Genomic DNA, 17,747 nt, shown 5'->3' on the forward strand with positions numbered 1-17,747 from the left:
CCCACCGGGTCCGGGCGCCCCATGGGCACCCCCAGTGGTAGCTCGGGGGAGAGGGGGTAGGGGGGCGGTTCGGGGTTGCCGCGCATGCTTCCTGAACCCCACCGGGTCCGGGCGCCCCCAGCGGTAGCTCGGGGGAGAGGGGTGAGGAGGCGGTTCGGGGTTGCCACGAGTGCCCAACCGAACCCACCGGTCGTCAGACGCCCCATGGGCACCCCCAGCGGTAGCTCGGGGGAGAGGGGTGAGGAGGCGGTTCGGGGTTGCCGCAGGTGCCTTGCTGAACCCTCCTCCGGCCGTCGTGCGCCGACACGACCGGAGGGGGTGTGGCGGGGTGCTCCCCCTGGCCGAAGGCTGGGGGAGATGAGCGGCGGACCCGGTGCCGAATGATGTGGGGGTAAACCGCGAGCGTTGGTGGGGGCACCCCCGGCCGGAGGCTGGGGGAGGGCGGGCGGGGAAACCCCCGCGCTCGCACGCGACGGACAGGCCGCACCATGTCCCGGCAGGGAGCGTCACGCTCCGCGTTCGCGCTGGGGCTTCACCACGTACGCCGGGTCCTTTGTGGAGGCGACGCCCGCCTCGAAGGTGCCGAAGCGCTGCAGGGCGCTCCCCGCCAGCAGGGCGAGCCCGCCGACGGCCGCGGCGGCGCGGCTGCGCCGGGCGAGGGTCAGCGCGGTGAGCGCGCCGCCCAGCGTGAGGTACTCGGAGGCCTGGCGCAGCCGGTGTGGGCGGCCGGTGGTGTAGGCCTCCGTCACGAACCCCGGGCGGCGGTCGATCAGCCGGGAGGCGACGAGTTCGGCCGCCGCGCCGACCACGCCGAGCCGCCGGGCGGGGCCCGCCTCGGCCACGGGGGCCAGGAGCATACCCAGGCCCGCGCCGCTGGCCGCCGCCGAGCCGGTGAAGACGAAGGGCAGTTCGCTGCGGGCGTCGTGCCAGGCCGGCACGGCCGTCTGGGAGAGCAGCACCGCCGTGTACGAGGCGACCCCCGGGGCGAAGAGGGCCGCGGACAGCCCGGCGGGGCGGGCGGCGGCCCGCAGCAGCCGCCCGGGCGGCGTGCCGCGCACCGCGGCGGGCAGCACTTCGGCCGCGGCCGCCAGGGCGCTGCCCGGCCCGTACGCGACGAGGATCCACGTGCCCACCGACATGGGCGAACTCGGCTTGGCCACCCGCAGCATGTGGTGGAAGCGCTCCGGCCGCCCGAGGTCCGCCACCAGCAGGTACATGCTGGCGAGCAGCGCCCCGAAGCCGCCGACCCGGCCCGCCCGGGCCAGTCCGGGACGCCGCGTCAGGTCCGCGCCCGCCGCGAGCAGGGCGGCGCCGGCCGACAGCCCGCCGGTGAACAGGTATGCGGGGATCTTCCACTCCCACACCGGCGGTTTGAGCACCGGACGCCCGTAGTAGGAGCGGAACGTCGCGCGCGGCACCATGCAGCGCTCGCGGCTCCCGTCGTCGTCGCGCCCGTGCCGCACGGACCGGTCGCCGCTCACCGCCGCCGCCCGCCGAGGAACACCGCGGCCGAGGCCGCGAGCAGTGCCGACGCCGCCGCGCCGGCGTGCTTCCACATCGACATCAGGTCCCGGGTCGGCACGACCGGGTCCGGCGGCAGCCCGTACACCTCAGGGTCGTCCAGCAGCAGGAAGAACGCGCCGTCCCCGCCGACCCCGTCGTCGGGGTCGCGGCCGTAGAGCTGCGCATCGGTGACCCCGGCCTCGTGCAGCGTCTCCAGGCGCCGGTCGGCCCGCTCGCGCAGCTCGTCCAGCGGGCCGAACTGGATGGAGTCCGTGGGGCACGCCTTGGCGCACGCGGGTTCCAGGCCGTCGCGCAGCCGGTCGTAGCACATGGTGCACTTCCAGGCCCGGCCGTCGTCGGGCCGCCGGTCGATGACGCCGTACGGGCACCCGGAGACGCAGTAGCCGCAGCCGTTGCAGATGTCGGGCTGTACGACCACCGTGCCGAACTCGGTGCGGAACAGCGCCCCCGTGGGGCACACGTCCAGGCAGCCGGCGTGCGTGCAGTGCTTGCACACGTCGGAGGACATCAGCCAGCGGAACTCGGTGCGGGCCTCCGCGCCCGTCCCCGCGCCGGGCAGGTCGAAGGAGGGGAAGCCCAGGTCCACGGGGGCCGTGCCGAGGTCGCCGCCGCCCCGTCTGGCGACCTCCAGAGCGTCGGCCACCACCTCGGCCGTTCCCTCCGTGCCGGAGGGGCCGACGGGCAGGTCGGCCAGGCCCGCGTCCTGGCGGCCCAGCGGGCGCTCCTGCTCGATGAAGGCGACGTGTCGCCAGGAACTCGCGCCCAGCATCCCGGTGTTGTCGAACGACATGCCCAGCAGGTCGATCCCGTCCTCGGGGATGGCGTTCCACTCCTTGCAGGCGACCTCGCACGCCTTGCAGCCGATGCACACGGAGGTGTCGGTGAAGAAGCCCACCCGGGGCGGGTGGTCGCGGTGGCCGGCGTCCTGCGCGGGGTCCGCGAGGGGTCCGTGGAAGCTGTTGTCGCGTGTCATGACGGCTCCTCCGGCGGGTCCGGTTCGAGGTGTGCCCGCTCGGCGCGGCCGCCGGCCGTCGCTATGCGGGTGCCGGTCTCCGGCGTGATCCCGGCGCGGCGGCGGTAGTCCTCGACGTACGCGAGCAGTTCGGGCCCCCGCGGGCGCCGCCCGGGCCGGACGTCGCAGGTCAGCACCTTGCTCTCCTGGATGAACACGTTCGGGTCGGCGACCACGCCGATGAGGTCGTTGACCACGTCGCCCTTGGTGAGCCCGGTCTGCCCCCAGTGGTAGGGCATCCAGACCTGGTGGACGACCCGTCCGTCGACGCGCAGCGGCGCCATCCGGTCGGTCACCATCACGCGCGCGTCGACCGCGGTCCTGCTGGTGACCACATGGGCCCAGTCCAGGTGGTGCAGCCCGCGCTCGGCCGCCAGCTCCGGCGAGACCTCCACGAACAACTCCGGCTGGAGCTCCGCCAGGTAGGGCAGTTGGCGGCTCATCGCGCCCGCCGTGTGGTGCTCGGTCAGCCGCGCCGCGGTGAACACATACGGGAACACCTCGGCGTGCGCCTCGGGCGGGGCCGGGTTGGACGGGTTGTCGGGCCGCCCGTAGACCTTGCGCACCGGGTTGCCCTGCTGGCCGTAGAGCAGATTGCGCATCGGCGACTCGTGCGGCTCGTAGTGGGTGGGCAGCGGGCCGTCGGCGAGTCCGGCCGGGGCGAAGAGCCAGCCCTTGCCGTCGCGCATCATGATGAACGCGTCGTCGCCGTCCAGCGCCTCCGGGCCCGACGCCCCCGGCGGCGCCTTGTAGCCGGGTGGCTTCTTCCTCTCGAAGTCCGGGGTGTCCCGGCCGGTCCACTCGCCCGCCTCCTCGTCCCACCAGACCAGCTTCTTCCGCTCGCTCCAGGGCCGCCCCCGCGGGTCGGCGGAGGCGCGGTTGTAGAGCACACGGCGGTTGAGGGGCCAGGTCCAGCCCCACTCGGCGTCGTACGGGCCCGACTCGAAGCGGGAGGTGCGGCGCCGGGACTGGTTGGTCTCGTTCGCGTAGACACCGCTGTAGATCCAGCAGCCGCAGGCCGTGCTGCCGTCCGCCTGCAGGTCGAGGTAGCCGTCCACGGTGCGGCCGGTGCGCAGGTCGATGCCGTTGATGTGGCGCAGCACGTCCGACGGGGAGGGCTCGTCGCCCTCCGTCGCGTAGTCCCACGCCAGGTCGAGGAGGGGGCGGTCGCGTTCGTCGGTGGAACCCGCGAGCCGCTCCTTGAGCCGCAGGGCGAGCTGGTGGAAGAACCACAGTTCGGAGCGCTGGTCCCCGGACGGCTCGACGGCCTGGTCGCGCCACTGGAGCATGCGCTGCGTCTGGGTGAAGGTGCCGGCCTTCTCGACGTGCGAGGCGGCGGGGAAGAAGAACACCTCGGTTCGGCAGCGCTCGGCGGCGATCTCCCCGGTCTCGATCTCGGGCGCGTCCTTCCAGAACGTCGCGCTCTCGATCATGGTGAGGTCGCGGACGACCAGCCAGTCGAGGTTCGCCATGCCCAGGCGCTGCAGCCGTCCGTGGGCGGAGCCCACCGCCGGGTTCTGCCCGAGCAGGAAGTAGCCGAAGACCTTCCCGTCGACCATGTCCATCACGGTGCGGTAGGTGCCGTGGTCGCCGTTGATCCGGGGCAGGTAGTCGTAGCAGTAGTCGTTCTCCGCGGTCGCGGCGTCGCCCCAGTACTCCTTGAGCAGCGAGACCGTGTAGGCGTCGGCGTTGCCCCAGAACCCCTTCTGGCCCCGGCCGCGGATCGCGTCCAGGTACGTGGCCAGGTCCCCGTGGGCCGTGGTCGGCATCGGCAGGTAGCCGGGCAGCAGGTTGAACAGGGTGGGCACGTCGGTGGAGCCCTGGATGCTGGCGTGGCCGCGGAGCGCGAAGATGCCGCCGCCGGGGCGGCCGATGTTGCCCATCAGCAGCTGGACGATCGACCCGGCCCGGATGTACTGGGCGCCGACGGAGTGCTGGGTCCATCCCACGCTGTACACCAGTGCGGTGGTGCGCTCCCGGCCGGAGTTCTCCGTCCACGCCCGGCACACCTCCAGGAAGAGCTCCCGCGGCACACCGCAGATGCGCTCCACCATCTCCGGGGTGTAGCGGGCGAAGTGCCGCTTGAGGACCTGGAACACGCAGCGAGGGTGCGCCAGCGTCGGGTCGGCCTCGATTTCCCCCGCGGCGTCCTCGACGAACGGGCCCTTCGCGCCGTGCTGGTACGGCTCGCAGGTCTCCTTGGCGCGGTCGCCGGGCCGTTCCTCGGCCGGGACGCTCGCGTACGACCAGCTCGACGCGTCGTAGGCGGCGGTGTGCGGGTCGTAGCCGCTGAACAGCCCGTCCAGGTCCTCGGTGTCCTGGAAGCCCTCGCCCAGCAGGAACGACGCGTTGGTGTAGGCCCGCACGTACTCCCTGAAGTCGAGGTCGTTGCCGAGGATGTGGTTGATCACGCCGCCGAGGAACGCGATGTCCGTGCCCGCCCGGATGGTGACGTGCTGGTCGGCGTGCGCGCTGGTGCGCGTGAAGCGCGGGTCGATGTGGAAGACCTTGGCGCCGCGTGCCTTGGCCTCGATGACCCACTGGAAACCGACGGGATGGGCCTCGGCCATGTTGGAGCCCATGATGATGATGCAGTCGGAGTTGACCAGGTCCTGCTGGTAGTCGGTGGCTCCACCGCGTCCGAACGAGGCTCCCAGACCGGGAACCGTGGCGGAGTGTCAAATACGGGCCTGGTTCTCGATCTGCAGCGCGCCGAGCGCGGTGAACAACTTCTTGATGAGGTGGTTCTCCTCGTTGTCCAGCGTCGCGCCGCCGAGACTGGCCAGGCCCATGGTGCGGCGCAGGGTCCGCCCGTCGGCGTCGGTGTCCTGCCACCCCTTGCGCCGCGCGTCGAGCACCCGGTCGGCCACCATGTCCATGGCCGTGTCGAGGTCGAGCTCCTGCCAGTCGGCGCCGAAGGGCGGGCGGTAGAGCACCCGCTGCTCCCGCTGCGGCCCGGTGACCAGCTGCTTGCTGGCCGAGCCCTTCGGGCACAGCCGGCCGCGCGAGATCGGGCTGTCCGGGTTGCCCTCGATCTGGACGACCTGCTCGTCCTTGACGTAGACGCGCTGGGCGCAGCCCACCGCGCAGTACGGGCACACCGAGTCCGCCACCCGGTCCGCGCTCTCCGTGCGCGATCCGAGTCCGGCCGACCGTGCCGACTGCGCCGCCTTGCCCCGGCCCAGCGGGTCCGTGCCGGTGAGCTGGCGGTACACGGGCCAGGAACCCAGCCAACGCCTCACGCCCATCCGCGTGCTCCTTCGTGCGGGGGCTCCACCTGCTCCCGACGCTACCGCTCGGGGAGCCTCCCGCAAGTTCGCGGCGGCTCCCGCCCCGGCGGCGCCCCCGACTCAGGTGAGGGCCCCGACGGCCGCGGCGAGCAGCCCGGCAGCCCGGTCGACGTCGGCCGCGGTGGTCCAGCGGCCCACCGACATCCGCACGGCCGCCAGCGTGCGGGTCTCGTCCAGGCCCATCGCCCGCAGTACGGGGGAGCCCGAGCGGCTGCCGCTGTGGCAGGCCGAACCGGTGGAGGCCGCCAGCCGCGGTACGGCGGCGAGCAGCTCGTGGGCGGGGACGCCGGTGATGCTGACGTTCAGCGTGGTGGGCAGGCGGTGGCGGGCCGACCCGTTGAGGTGGACGCGGCCGGGCAGGGCGTTCTCCAGGCCCCGGTGCAGGCGGTCGCGGAGCGCCGCGGCACGCTGTCCGGCGCCGTCGGCGAGTTCCGCGGCGGCCAGCTCGGCGGCGGCCCCCAGGGCCACGGCGAAGGCGGTGTTCTCGGTGCCGGCGCGGAGCCCGCCCTCCTGCCCGCCGCCGTACACCAGGGGCTCCAGCCGGACGCCCCGGCGCACGTACAGGGCGGCGACCCCTTTCGGCGCGTACATCTTGTGGCCCACCACCGTCAGCAGATCCACCCCGAGCCCGGACACGTCCAGCGGGATCTTGCCGGCCGCCTGAGCGGCGTCGCAGTGGAAGAGCGCGCCACGGGCCCTGGCGAGCCGGGCCAGTGCGGCGACGGGCTGCAGTGTGCCGGTCTCGTTGTTGGCGGCCATGACGGAGACCAGGACGGTGCGATCGGTGAGCGCGGCGGCCAGTGCCGCCGGATCGACCAGGCCCGCGCGGTCCACCGGCAGGCACGTCACCCGCACCTGGTGCAGCCGTTCCAGTGCCCGGCACGTCTCGAGCACCGCCGGGTGCTCGGTGACCTGGGTGATCACATGCGGACGGGGGACACCGGCGGCCAGTACCGCCCCGCGCAGCGCGAGGTTGTTCGCCTCGGACCCGGACCCGGTGAACACGATCTCCCCGGCGTCCGCCCCGATGAGGGCCGAGACCCGGCGGCGGGCCCGCGCCAGCGCGGCCTCCGGTTCCGCCGCCCATGCGTGACCGCTGGACGGGTTGCCGAACCCGGTGGTGAGGCAGGGTTTCATCGCCTCCACCACCCTCGGGTCGACGGGTGTGGTGGCGTTGTGGTCCAGGTACACCGCGGTGCTGTCGAGGCCCGGGTGCGGCGGCGGTTCGGTGGTGGTGTCCATGCCGGATCCTCGTCTGCCGCCGCCGCTCGGCTGCCCTGGGCGGCGACCCATCGATGTCACGAGCGTGTGCGCAGGTCGGTGCGTGTGCACGGGGTACGTGCCGACGCCGTCGGGCCGTCGCCTGGGATGAGGCGGGCGGTCAGCCGATCGCCGGCCGCCCGCCGAAGACGTCCAGCACCGCGCCGGTGATGTAGCCGGCGCGGTCCGAGGCCAGGAAGACGATCGCCTCGACGACCTCGTCGACCTCGGCCACCCGGCCCAGGACGGTGTTCCGTGCCACGGTCGCGAGGACGTCCCCTCCGATCTCCGCCGTCCCCGGGGTGTGGACCGGGCCGGCGGCCACGGCGTTCACGCGCACGCCGCGGGCCCCGAACTCGTCGGCCCACACGCGGGTCATGAGCTCCAGCGCGGCCTTGGAGGCCCCGTAGGCGGCGGCGCCCCGCGTCGGGCTGCTCGCCGCCAGGGTGCTCACACCGACGACGGCCCCGCGGCCGCGCGCCGCCATCCCCGGGACGAGGGCGCCGACCAGGAGCAGCGGGGCACGGGCGTTGACGGCCATGTGGACGTCGAACATCTCGGCCGTGGTGTCGGGGGTGCCCGCGAAGCGGTAGATGCCCGCGTTGTTGACGAGTACGTCCACCGCCCCCGCCGCCTCGGCGAGCCGCAGCACGTCGCCCGGATCGGACAGGTCGGCGGAGACGAACCGGGCACGTCCGCCGGCCGCGCCCGCCTCCGCGACGACCCGCGCGCCGCGTTCCGGGTCGCGCCCGTGGACGACGACCTCGGCGCCCAGCGCGGCCAGCCGCAGTGCGACGCCCCGGCCGATGCCGGCGGTGGCACCGGTGACGAGGGCGGTGGATCCGGAGAATTCCAGGGTCACGGGGGCTCCTCGGGGGCGGGGACGCGATCCGCGGACGCACGCCGGCCGGGTCCGCGGTGGTTGTCTATCTCACGCACCGTCAGGTCGGTGGTCGGCTCGCCGTCATGGGGGCCGTCCGGGGGCCCCGCCCCCGGCGTGCGCCGCGGGCGGCTCATGCCCCGGGGCCGTCGGCGAAGTGCCGGAACCCCGTGCGGTCCCGGTGGATCGCCCACAGGGCGCCGGCCAGCGCCGCGGGATCGTGCCCGGGACGGCCCGGGGTGGTGGTCCCGGGGACGATCAGCTGCGCCACGTGGATGTCCTCGCCGGCCAGGGTGTCGTGCAGCATGCGGGCGTAGGCGCTCTGGGCGGCGTAGGCCACGGAGGTGCCCGCGCGTGCGGGCCGGGGCCGCGCCGCACCGCCGCCGCTGACGAAGAGGATGGTCCCGCGACCGAGGAACCGCATGTCGGGCAGCGCGGTGTGGACGGCGGTGACGGCGCCGTGGAGGAGGAGTTCCAAAGGCCCCGCGAAACCGGCCGGCGTGGTCTCCAGCAGGGGCTCCGTGAAGTCCCCCTGCGGTGCCGGGCTGTACTGGAGCACCTCGATCGGTCCGAGGGCGGCCGCGGCGGCGTCGAGCGCGGCGCCGAGGGCGAGCGGGTCGCGGGCGTCGGCCGCGAAACCCCGCGCGGTCACGCCGTCCTTGTCCAGGGCGGCGGCGAGGGTGTCGAGGCGGTCCTGGTCACGGGAGACGAGTGCGACGTCGAAGCCGTCGCAGCCGAACTGGCGTGCCGCGGCGGCCCCCAGGCGCTGCCCGGCTCCGACGATGGCCATGGTCGTCATGTCTGTCCTCGGGCTCTCCTGCGCGGTGTGTTCAGCGTGGTACGAGCTTGAGGGTCGCGGCGCGCGCGGCCCCGGCCACCATGGGGTCGACGTATTCCGGGCTGTAGCGGCTGTACTTGCCGCGGTAGGCGGCGTCGAGACGTTCGTTGACGGCGGGGTCGTCCACCTCGACGAAGGTGACGCCCCGCTCGACCCCGGCGGCGCTGATCCGGCCCTCGTGCCGTGCCGGCGCCGCGCGGAACCACGCCCCGCCGCGCCCGCGGAAGGCGCGTACGAACAGCTCCGCGCCGTCGCGGACCACCCAGATGGTCGTCGGAGGGGCCAGGGTGCCGTCGTCGCGCAGCGGTGCGATGGAGAGCTCGTCGGCGTGCTCGATGCGGTCCAGTTCGTCGTTCGTCCACGGGGTCATCGGCGCGACTCCTCGGCGGTGTCGGGGACCAGGTCCGTACGTACTGCCGCAATGATCGACATTTCCGGCCCCGGCCTGTAGCGACATGCGGCCGGACGGGTCGCGGGGCGGGTGCGCGCGCGCCCTCGCGCATCGACCGGGCGGGCGCGGGGAACCGACGCGGCGCGGTTCACTCCCCGGGAGGGCCTGCGATGGCGGCGGGGCGCACCGCCGGGGAACCTGAAGGGATCGCCGGAGAGATACGGGAGGGTGCGTGGGGAGGGTCGACGACGGGCGTTCCGGCGCCCCGGCCGAGGTGGCCTGGTATGTGCGGCTGCTGCCCTTCGTCGTGCTCGTCGGCGGCCTCGTCGTGGACTTCCTCACCCCGACGCAGTACACCAGCGCTTCCTTCTACTCCGTCGCCCCGGTGCTCGCGGCGCCGTTGCTCTCGCTCAACGGGACCATGCTGGTCGGTCTGGCGGCGATCGCCGCGGACACGGCGGTCCTGTATCACTTCGACCGGCTGCGCGGGCTGAGCGGCATGAGCGAACTGCTGACCATCTCGCTGGTGGCGGTGGTCGCCGTCTTCATCAACCGGGTGCTGGAGGCGCGCAACGCCCGGCTGAGATCCGCCCGCTCGGTCACCGCGGCCGTTCAGCGGGCGGTGCTTCCCGAGCCGCCCGCCCGCGTCGCCGACCTGCGCATCGCCGCCCGCTATGAGGCGGCGGAGGCCGAAGCCGAGATCGGAGGGGATCTGTACGCCGTCCAGGAGACCCCGTACGGGCTGCGCTGCATCGTCGGCGACGTGCGCGGAAAGGGCCTGGACGCCGTCGAGGCGGCGACGCTGGTCCTGGGCAGCTTCCGGATGGCGGCGGACGAGCAGGCGGCGCTGTCGGACGTGGCGGGGCACATGCTGCGGGCCCTGCGGCGGGAGGTGGCCAGACGCGAGGAGGGCGAGCGGCTGGAGTGGTTCGCCACCGCCGTGCTGGCCGAGTTCCCGTACGGCGGGGACGAGGTGCGGTTGGTGAACCTCGGTCACCCGCCGCCGCTGCTCCTGCGGCGGGGCGCGGTGAACGCCGCCGAACCCTCGGAGTACGGGCTGCTCGTGGTGGAGGGCCTGGGCGGCGGAGACACCGTGGTGGACACGTTCCCGTTCCCGGCGGGCTCGACTCTGCTGATGTGCACGGACGGGGTCACCGAGGCCCGCGACGCCAGGGGCCGCTTCTACGATCCGGTGGCCCGTCTCGCAGGGGCCGGGTGCGGCAGGCCGGCCGAACTGCTGGGAGTGCTGCTGGACGACGTGCACCGGCACACGGGCGGGCCGACGGAGGACGACATGGCGCTGCTCGCCGTCATGCGCGAAGGGTGAGGCGGAGGCCGTCCCCCTCCTGACCGGGAGCCCCCGTGGAGGGGCCCGGAAATGCGGTGGAGCGGAACGGAGGGCGCTGCTTAAGGTCGGCGGATGAGCACCCGTACCTTTCGCGTCACCGTCCGCGGCGTCTTCGACGCACTCACCGCCGAGCAGCGTGCCGGGCTTCTCGCCCGCGCGGCGGAACACGACGTCCTGCGCGCCGCCTTCACCCCCGGGGGCCACCTCACCTACGACATCGCGGCACGCCCCGCCTTCACCTTCCGCTTCCTGGACTCCGGCGAGGCGGAGGAGGACATCCTGGACGCGACCGAACGCGCCGAGGAGGCGGCCAGGGCGTGGCTGGGCGAGCGCGGCTACGGCTACAAGAACCTCAGGTCCCAGGCCGAGGACCTCTCCCAGGCGCCGCTGGGCAAGCGGCAGCGCCGCGCCGCGGCGCAGGGGAACGGCTGACGCCCCGGCCTGCGCTCCCGGACATGTGTCAACGTGGGTTGACGCGGTCGCGTCTGTCAACGTAGATTGACAGGCATGACCGAGGCAACCGATCTCGCCGAGCGGGCGGGTGACCGCGACCCGAGGGTCGGGCTGCGGGCCGTCGCCGCGCTGCGGCGGCTGCTGGAGCAGCTGGAGACCGTACAAGTCAGGAGCGCGCGGGCGCAGGGGTGGTCGTGGCAGGAGATCGCCCACGAACTCGGCGTCAGCAGGCAGGCCGTGCACAAGAAGTACGGGAGGCATTGAGGATGTTCGAGAAGTTCACCAAGAGCGCGCGGGGGGTCGTCGAGGGCGCGGTCGGGTACGCCGAACGTGCGGACGACCCGACGGTCACCGAGGACCACCTGCTGCTGTCCCTGCTCGACCGGGAGGGCACCAGGGCCTCCGCGGCCCTGACCGCGCTGGGTGTCGACCGGCGCCGAGCGGCCCTGGAGGAGGCACTGGGGGAGACCCGCCGGCGCGGCGGGGTCTCGCGGGCCGACGCCGAGGCGCTCGCCGGTCTCGGCATCGACGTCGCCGCGATCGTCGCCCGCGTGGAGGACGCCCACGGCACCGGCGCGCTCGCCGCCCGCCGCGGGCCCCGGCGGTGGCGGCCCGCGGGACGGCGGCCGTTCACCCGCGGGGCCAAGGGCGTCCTGGAGCGCTCCCTGCGCTCCGCCGTGGCCCGGGGCGACCGCCACATCGGCGACGAGCACATCCTGCTCGCCCTCACCATCGGCCCCGGCGTGGTCGCCGACGTCCTCGCCGAGCACGGGGCGTCGTGGGCCGACGTCGAGCGTGTGCTCGCGGCGGACGGCGAGGGCCGGGCGCGGGCGAGCTGAAAGCCCCGCCCGCGGCGGGCAATCCGGTTGAGCGGCCGACGGCGGCCGTGCTAACCCTTTCGGGTTCCACGACGACGATCATGACGACCCGAAGGAGGCCGCCGCATGGTGTCCGGACGACTGGTGAAGCTCCGCCCGATGGAGCCCGCGGACGCCGATGCGCTGTGGCGCTGGAACCACGACCCCGAGGTCATGCGCTGGATGGACGACGGCTACGCCCAGCCCCTCGCGCAGGTCAGGAAGCGCATGGAGGAGCGGCCCCGCAACGCCTACGGCGACGTGCTCCACGGGATCGAGGTGCAGGAGGACGGCCGGCTGATCGGCCTGGTGCGGCTGCGCGACGCCGAACCCGAGACCGGCTGCGCCGAACTCGACATCTACCTCGGCGAGAAGGAGTACTGGGGCCGCGGCTACGCCACCGACGCCATGCGCACGATGTGCCGCTACGGCTTCGAGAAGATGCGCCTGCACAAGATCTCGCTCACCGTCGTGACCGAGAACGAGGCGGCGCACCACGTCTACCGGAAGGTCGGCTTCGTCGAGGAGGGCCGGCTGCGGCAGGTCTTCCGGCGCGACGGCCGGTGGTACGACATGTTCACGATGGGCCTCCTGGAGGGCGAACTCCGCGACTGAGGGCCGGCCCCACGGTGGGACGCCCCGGGACGCTGATCGCGCGCGGCGTACGGTTGACGTAGCCTGGGCCGTCCCACCGCAGTGATCCGCAGACGGCACAGGGGGCCCGCGTGGCAACAGCAGCATGTCCCGATCTCGAGCAGGCCCCGGCCGACGTCACGGCCGCGCCCCCGGTCGACGGCTGCGCGGACTGCCTGGCCGCCGGGCACCACGACTGGGTCCATCTGCGCCTGTGCCTCACCTGCGGGCACATCGGATGCTGCGACAGCTCTCCGGGCCGGCACGCCACCGCGCACCACGAGGCCACCGGCCACCCCGTGATCCGCTCGTACCAGCCGGGCGAGAACTGGCGCTGGTGCTTCGTCCACGAGTCCATGGGCTGAGCGGACCGGGTGGGCCACGGCCCACGGCTACTCGCGCTGCAGCGCCGCCTCCTCCAGGTCCAGTTCCCGCATGACGTGGCGCAGCACCTCGTCGTCGATGAGCCGTTCGTCGCGGAAGCGCACGAACTCCTGCCGTTCGGCGTCCAGCATCGCGCGGCGCAGCCGCCGGTAGGCCACGCTCGGCGGCTCGGCGCCCCCGCCGGTCGGGCCGCCCAGTCGTTCCCAGGCGGCGTTGCGGCGGGCCTCCGCGGTCTGCCGCAGGGTCTCGAGCACGGCCTGGTGGGAGCCGGTGTCCCCGGCCAGTTCCTCCAGGCGGGCCAGTGCCGCCCGGGCGGCACTGTGCTGGGCGTTCGCCTCGGCCAGGGCGTCCTCGTACGCCTCCTTGTTGCAGATGCCGAGCCGCCGGATGAGCGGGGGCAGCGTCATCCCGTGCAGCAGCAGCGTGCCGACCGTGACGAAGAAGGTCAGGAACAGGATCTCGTCGCGCCCGGGGAACGGCGCGCCGCTGTCGGTGGTCTCCGGCAGCGCGAAGGCCGCGGCCAGCGAGACCACGCCGCGCATGCCCGCCCACGAGAGCACCACCGGGTACTGCCAGGGGGGATACGGGTCGCGTGCCCGGATCCGCGGGAACATCAGCCGTGGCAGGTAGGTCGCGGGGTAGACCCACACGACGCGTGCCAGGACGGTCACCGCCGTCAGCGCGGCACCGGCCGCCACCAGCCGCCCCACGCCCGTGCCCACCGTGTCGACGATGCCCCGCACCTGCAGGCCGATCAGGGCGAAGACGAGGGCTTCCAGCACCGTGTCGAGGGCGCTCCACACCGCGTACACCTGCAGCCGGGAGGTCGCCTCCGTGTCGGGGGACCGGTGTCCCAGGTACAGGCCGGCCACGACCACGGCCAGCACTCCGGAGGTGTGCGCCTCCTCGCCGACGAGGTAGGCGAGGAACGGTACGAGCAGACCGAGCGCGCTGGCCAGGTCCCCGGGCAGGTACCGGTGCCCGATGCGGGCCAGCCAGCCGATCGCCAGACCGATCAGCGAGCCCCCGACGGCCGCCATCAGGAACACCCCGACGCCTTGCAGCAGGGTGTAGCCGGCGCCGGCCACGGACGCGACGGCCACGCGGTAGGCCGTCAGCGCGGTGGCGTCGTTCACCAGGCTCTCGCCGCCGAGCACGGTCAGCAGCCGGCGCGGCAGCCCCAGCCGGCGTCCGATGGAGGTCGCCGCGACCGCGTCGGGCGGCGACACGATCGCGCCGAGCACCAGCGCCGGGCCCAGCGACAGCCCTGGCACCAGCCAGGACGCGGCGTAGCCGATCACGACGGTGGTGAACAGCACCAGCCCCACGGCCAGCAGCCCGATGGGGCGCAGGTTCTCCCGGAAGCGCAGATAGGAACTCTCCCGCGCCGAGGAGTACAGCAGCGGGGGCAGGACCAGCACCATCACCAGCTCGGGCTCGATGGCGTAGGCGGGGATCCCCGGCACGAAGGACGCGCACAGCCCGACGGCGACCAGCAGCAGCGGGGGAGACACCCCCAGACGTCGGGCGACGGCGGTGACCAGCACCGCACCGACCATGAGCGCGACGAGCGCCAGCCCCTCCACGGACGTCTCCTCCACCCCTGTGGCGGCATGCGCCGCACCTGTGGCTCGACTGTACTGGTGACGCGGCCGGGTCTCGGTCCTCGACGGTGGCGGCGGGTCCCGGCACGGCGTCCTCCGGGAGGGCGTCCGGGCGGCCGATCGACATCGTCCGGCGCGGCGCCTCGACGTGGTGCCGGGCGACCTCGGCCGCGGTCGCGCGGTCACCGTTGCGCAGGGCCCGGACCAGGGCCGGGTGCTCCGCATATGGCTGCCGCGCGGCAGTGTCTGCGAACGGGGGCCGGGAAGCGAGCTGTTCGACACCGTCAGTCGGCGATGTCGACACCGTAACCGCGGGCCAGCGTGGCGAGGCCGTGGTCGTAACCCTGTCCCACGGCGCGCAGACGCCAGAGCGGACCGCGGCGGTAGAGCTCCGCGAGCAGGAGGGTGCGCTCGGTGGTCGCCGCGTCGAGCGTCGCCTGGGCGAGGGGTGCCGCGCTGGTGCCGGGGCCGGAGGTGATCTGGATGGCCCCGACGTCGCCGAAAGTGGGTGTGCCGTCGACGGCGGCCACGACGACGACCTTGCGGGCGCCCGGCGGGAGGGCGGACAGCTCGACGCTGACGGTCTGCTCCGTGGGGCCGTCACCGAGGAGCCGTACCGTGCCCCCGGGGTTCTCCGGGGCGCCGTAGAAGACGAAGTCCGCGTCGGAGGAGACCTGTTCGTCCTCGTCGACCACGAAGGCGACGACGTCGATCTCGCACGCGGTCTGCTGGGCCCAGGACGCGGTGACGGTCCAGCTGTCCGTGAGGGGCCGCTCCGGGGATGCGGGCAGGTCGACGACGCCGCCCCGCGGGAGAAGGTGGGTGGTGCCCGGCAGGCGGCCGGGACGGGACAGCGGAGGCACGACGGGCGCCTCAAGCCAGGTGGCGGCGTGGACCGGGACCGCCAGCGACGTGATCCGAGGCATGCGGCGGTCGCGGTCACCGCCGTCGAGGAGGACGACATCGGTGACGCTCGCCGAGAGGTTGATGGCGGCCGCGGCGCCGAGTTCGACGATGCGGGTGCGCGCGGCCACCGCTTCCGGATGCGTGCCGCCCAGCGCGAGTACGCGCCGCCCGGACAGGGGGCCCTCCGGTCGGGCACCGCGAGGTGCGGGCCGCGCGTCCTGGGCCGGTACCGGGGCCGTGGGTGCGGGTTCGCGCGGGGCCGGAACGGGGGTGGCCGCGGGCGCCGGTCCCTCGTGCGGGACTCCCGGGCGCACGTCCGTCAGCAGCCGCAGGAAGGCGCCTTCCGCGACGACGGGCACACCCTCGGCGAGCGCGCGGCGGGCCTTGGCCGAGCCGGAGGAGGAGTCGTTGGTGACCATGAGGCTCGTGTGCCGGCTCACCGAGCCCATCACGTTCAGCCCGGCTGCGACGGACCGCACCACGAGTTCGGCACGCGAGGTACGGGTCTCACCGGTGAACGCGACCTTCATGCCCTGCACGAGCGGACCGCCGGCGGTGAACCGCCCCGGGTTCCGGAAGGCACAAGAGGTCTTCGGCGGCTGCGGGGTGAACCGCGGATCCTGCCGGGGCGGGCAGGGCACCAGCGGCAGCGGCAGGTCGAGCCTGGCTGCCTCACGCAGTGACGCGCGCAGTACACCGGCGAGGACCCGGGCGTCGTCGAGCGCGTCGTGCGCCCGCACCTGGGGGACGCCGTAGTGCCCGGCGAGCGTCCCGAGCCTGAGGTCGTCGGTGGGCGGATCCACGCGTCGGTTCAGCGCCAGCGTGCACATGCGCCTGGCCACCGGCAGGAGCAGCCCCGCGCGGGCGAACTCGTGCGCGAGGAAGTCGTAGTCGAACTGGGCGTTGTGCGCGACGAACACCCTGTCCCGCAGCATCGCGGCGATGCGCCCGGCCACCTGCTCGAAGGTGGGCGCCCCGCGCAGCCGTTCGGCCGTCAGGCCGTGGACGTGCACGGGTCCCGGGTCGCAGCCGGGGTTCAGCAGCGTCGAGAACTCGTCGGTCTGCTCGCCGTCCGGGCCCAGCGTCACCACGGCCACGGACAGCACCCGGTCGCGGCGGGGCACCAGCCCGGAGGTCTCCACGTCCACCAGTGCCCAGTCGAAGGCGTGGTCCCGCAGGCCGGGCAGGTCGGGCAGGTCGGGGACACCGGTCGCGAAAGGCATGACGGCAAGGATGAGGTGACATTGACCGATGCCGCAACGCAGATACCCATTCATCCTCATTCCTCCCGCAGGTCGCGTGTGTCGCGGGGGCGGGCCCATCGTCGGCCGGCATCCGTGAGGCCCCGGAATGGTGGCGCCAACTCGCGCTTTCACCAGCTAAGTTGTGTGCTGATCGGATCGCGTTTTCGAGCCTCCAGGGGATGGCCATGACCAGCGGCAGCGACGCTCCCAACGACTACGACTCCGCGGAGCAGCTCCGCAAGCGGATCGACACCACCAAGGCCCATCCGGCCCGCGTCTACGACGTCTTCCTCGGCGGCAAGGACAACTACCCCGTCGACCGCGAGGCCGCCGCGGCGGCGCTGGCCGCCAATCCGCGGGGCTACCTCGACGTGCGGCACAACCGGGACTTCCTGCGCCGCGCGGTGAACCACATCGCCGGGGAGACCGGCATCCACCAGTTCCTCGACATCGGCACCGGGCTGCCCACCCAGGAGAACGTGCACCAGATCGCGCAGCGGATCATCCCCGAAGCGCGGGTCGTCTACGTCGACAACGACCCCGTCGTCCTGGCCCACGCGCGCGCCCTCCTGACCAGCGGCCCCGAGGGCCGGACCGACTACATCGACGCGGACCTGCGCGACCCCGCCGCGATCCTGCGCGAGGCGGCCAAGACGCTGGACCTCGACCGGCCCGTGGCACTCGTCCTCGTCGCCGTCCTGCACTTCGTCGAGGACGACGAGGCCTACGGCATCGTCAAGCACCTCGTCGACGCCCTGCCGTCCGGCAGCCACGTGGTGCTCAGCCACCTCACCTCCGACCTCAACGCCGAGCAGATCGCCAAGGTGGCCAAGACCTACCAGGACCGGGGCTTCTCCTTCGTGCTGCGCGAGCACGCCGAGGTGCTCCGCTTCGTCACGGACAACGGCCTCGAGATCGTCGAGCCCGGGCTGGTCCCCGTCCACCACTGGCGCCCGGACCACGTGGACGACGCCCTCGCGTCGAGCGCGGACGCCGCGCCGGAGTTCATCGAGGGCCTCGAGGACATCGACAAGATCCGCTACAACAGCATCACCGACGTCACCGACGCGGACATCAACGTCTACGCCGTGGTGGCGCGCAAGCCCTGATCCGCCCGCACGCG

At 73.7% G+C, this 17,747-nt stretch carries 16 protein-coding genes; 7 read left to right on the forward strand and 9 right to left on the reverse strand.

The window, feature by feature from the left end; genetic code table 11:
* Positions 1-506: 506 nt before the first annotated feature.
* From nrfD to AB0F62_RS18010, 7 genes are all read right to left on the reverse strand, one after another.
* A complete protein-coding gene (gene nrfD / locus AB0F62_RS17980) occupies positions 507-1,481 on the reverse strand; it encodes an NrfD/PsrC family molybdoenzyme membrane anchor subunit (protein ID WP_361799211.1) in 975 nt (324 codons plus the stop codon).
* Positions 1,478-2,497: a 4Fe-4S dicluster domain-containing protein gene (locus AB0F62_RS17985; RefSeq protein ID WP_361799214.1), complete on the reverse strand. Its 1,020-nt coding sequence runs from the start codon at positions 2,495-2,497 to the stop codon at positions 1,478-1,480. The genes nrfD and AB0F62_RS17985 overlap by 4 nt, the downstream gene beginning before the upstream one ends.
* Positions 2,494-5,784 (reverse strand): formate dehydrogenase, encoded by a 3,291-nt coding sequence (gene fdh / locus AB0F62_RS17990; protein ID WP_361799217.1) that lies wholly within the window; start codon positions 5,782-5,784, stop codon positions 2,494-2,496. The genes AB0F62_RS17985 and fdh overlap by 4 nt, the downstream gene beginning before the upstream one ends.
* 102 nt (positions 5,785-5,886) lie before the next feature.
* A complete protein-coding gene (locus AB0F62_RS17995) occupies positions 5,887-7,068 on the reverse strand; it encodes a cysteine desulfurase family protein (RefSeq protein WP_361799220.1) in 1,182 nt (393 codons plus the stop codon).
* A 139-nt stretch (positions 7,069-7,207) separates the two neighbouring features.
* A complete protein-coding gene (locus AB0F62_RS18000; RefSeq protein ID WP_361799223.1) occupies positions 7,208-7,948 on the reverse strand; it encodes an SDR family oxidoreductase in 741 nt (246 codons plus the stop codon).
* Between the two features lie 151 nt (positions 7,949-8,099).
* The gene (locus AB0F62_RS18005; RefSeq protein WP_361799226.1) at positions 8,100-8,765 is read right to left on the reverse strand and encodes an SDR family NAD(P)-dependent oxidoreductase; all 666 of its coding nucleotides are present in this window, start codon (positions 8,763-8,765) and stop codon (positions 8,100-8,102) included.
* Positions 8,766-8,796: 31 nt separating this feature from the next.
* Positions 8,797-9,174, reverse strand: a complete 378-nt coding sequence (locus AB0F62_RS18010; RefSeq protein WP_361799229.1) for a DUF2255 family protein — start codon at positions 9,172-9,174, stop codon at positions 8,797-8,799.
* Positions 9,175-9,427: 253 nt separating this feature from the next.
* Here AB0F62_RS18010 and AB0F62_RS18015 point away from each other — a divergent pair, with 253 nt between their 5' ends.
* The 6 genes from AB0F62_RS18015 to AB0F62_RS18040 all read left to right on the forward strand — a co-directional run bounded on the left by AB0F62_RS18015 (position 9,428) and on the right by AB0F62_RS18040 (position 12,851).
* Entirely contained in the window at positions 9,428-10,522 is a 1,095-nt protein-coding gene (locus AB0F62_RS18015; RefSeq protein WP_361799232.1) for a PP2C family protein-serine/threonine phosphatase, read from the forward strand.
* A gap of 93 nt (positions 10,523-10,615) precedes the next feature.
* Positions 10,616-10,975, forward strand: a complete 360-nt coding sequence (locus tag AB0F62_RS18020) for a DUF6204 family protein (protein WP_361799235.1) — start codon at positions 10,616-10,618, stop codon at positions 10,973-10,975.
* A 75-nt stretch (positions 10,976-11,050) separates the two neighbouring features.
* On the forward strand, positions 11,051-11,260 hold the full coding sequence (locus AB0F62_RS18025; RefSeq protein ID WP_018557908.1) for an HTH domain-containing protein: 210 nt from the start codon (positions 11,051-11,053) through the stop codon (positions 11,258-11,260).
* Between the two features lie 2 nt (positions 11,261-11,262).
* The gene (locus tag AB0F62_RS18030; protein ID WP_361799239.1) at positions 11,263-11,835 is read left to right on the forward strand and encodes a Clp protease N-terminal domain-containing protein; all 573 of its coding nucleotides are present in this window, start codon (positions 11,263-11,265) and stop codon (positions 11,833-11,835) included.
* A gap of 105 nt (positions 11,836-11,940) precedes the next feature.
* Positions 11,941-12,468, forward strand: a complete 528-nt coding sequence (locus tag AB0F62_RS18035; RefSeq protein ID WP_361799242.1) for a GNAT family protein — start codon at positions 11,941-11,943, stop codon at positions 12,466-12,468.
* Between the two features lie 110 nt (positions 12,469-12,578).
* Positions 12,579-12,851: a UBP-type zinc finger domain-containing protein gene (locus AB0F62_RS18040; protein WP_361799245.1), complete on the forward strand. Its 273-nt coding sequence runs from the start codon at positions 12,579-12,581 to the stop codon at positions 12,849-12,851.
* A 27-nt stretch (positions 12,852-12,878) separates the two neighbouring features.
* On the opposite strand, the gene AB0F62_RS18045 is transcribed toward AB0F62_RS18040, so the two are convergent.
* Entirely contained in the window at positions 12,879-14,456 is a 1,578-nt protein-coding gene (locus AB0F62_RS18045; RefSeq protein WP_361799248.1) for a Na+/H+ antiporter, read from the reverse strand.
* Positions 14,457-14,758: 302 nt separating this feature from the next.
* Complete coding sequence (locus tag AB0F62_RS18050; protein WP_361799251.1) at positions 14,759-16,603, reverse strand: DEDDh family exonuclease; 1,845 nt, start codon at positions 16,601-16,603, stop codon at positions 14,759-14,761.
* A 206-nt stretch (positions 16,604-16,809) separates the two neighbouring features.
* Between AB0F62_RS18050 and AB0F62_RS18055 the strand changes: the two genes are divergently transcribed.
* On the forward strand, positions 16,810-17,733 hold the full coding sequence (locus AB0F62_RS18055) for an SAM-dependent methyltransferase (protein ID WP_361799388.1): 924 nt from the start codon (positions 16,810-16,812) through the stop codon (positions 17,731-17,733).
* The last annotated feature ends 14 nt before the right edge of the window (positions 17,734-17,747 follow it).

Origin of the sequence: Streptomyces sp. NPDC026673 (assembly GCF_040638135.1) — a bacterium.
Lineage (GTDB): Bacteria > Actinomycetota > Actinomycetes > Streptomycetales > Streptomycetaceae > Actinacidiphila.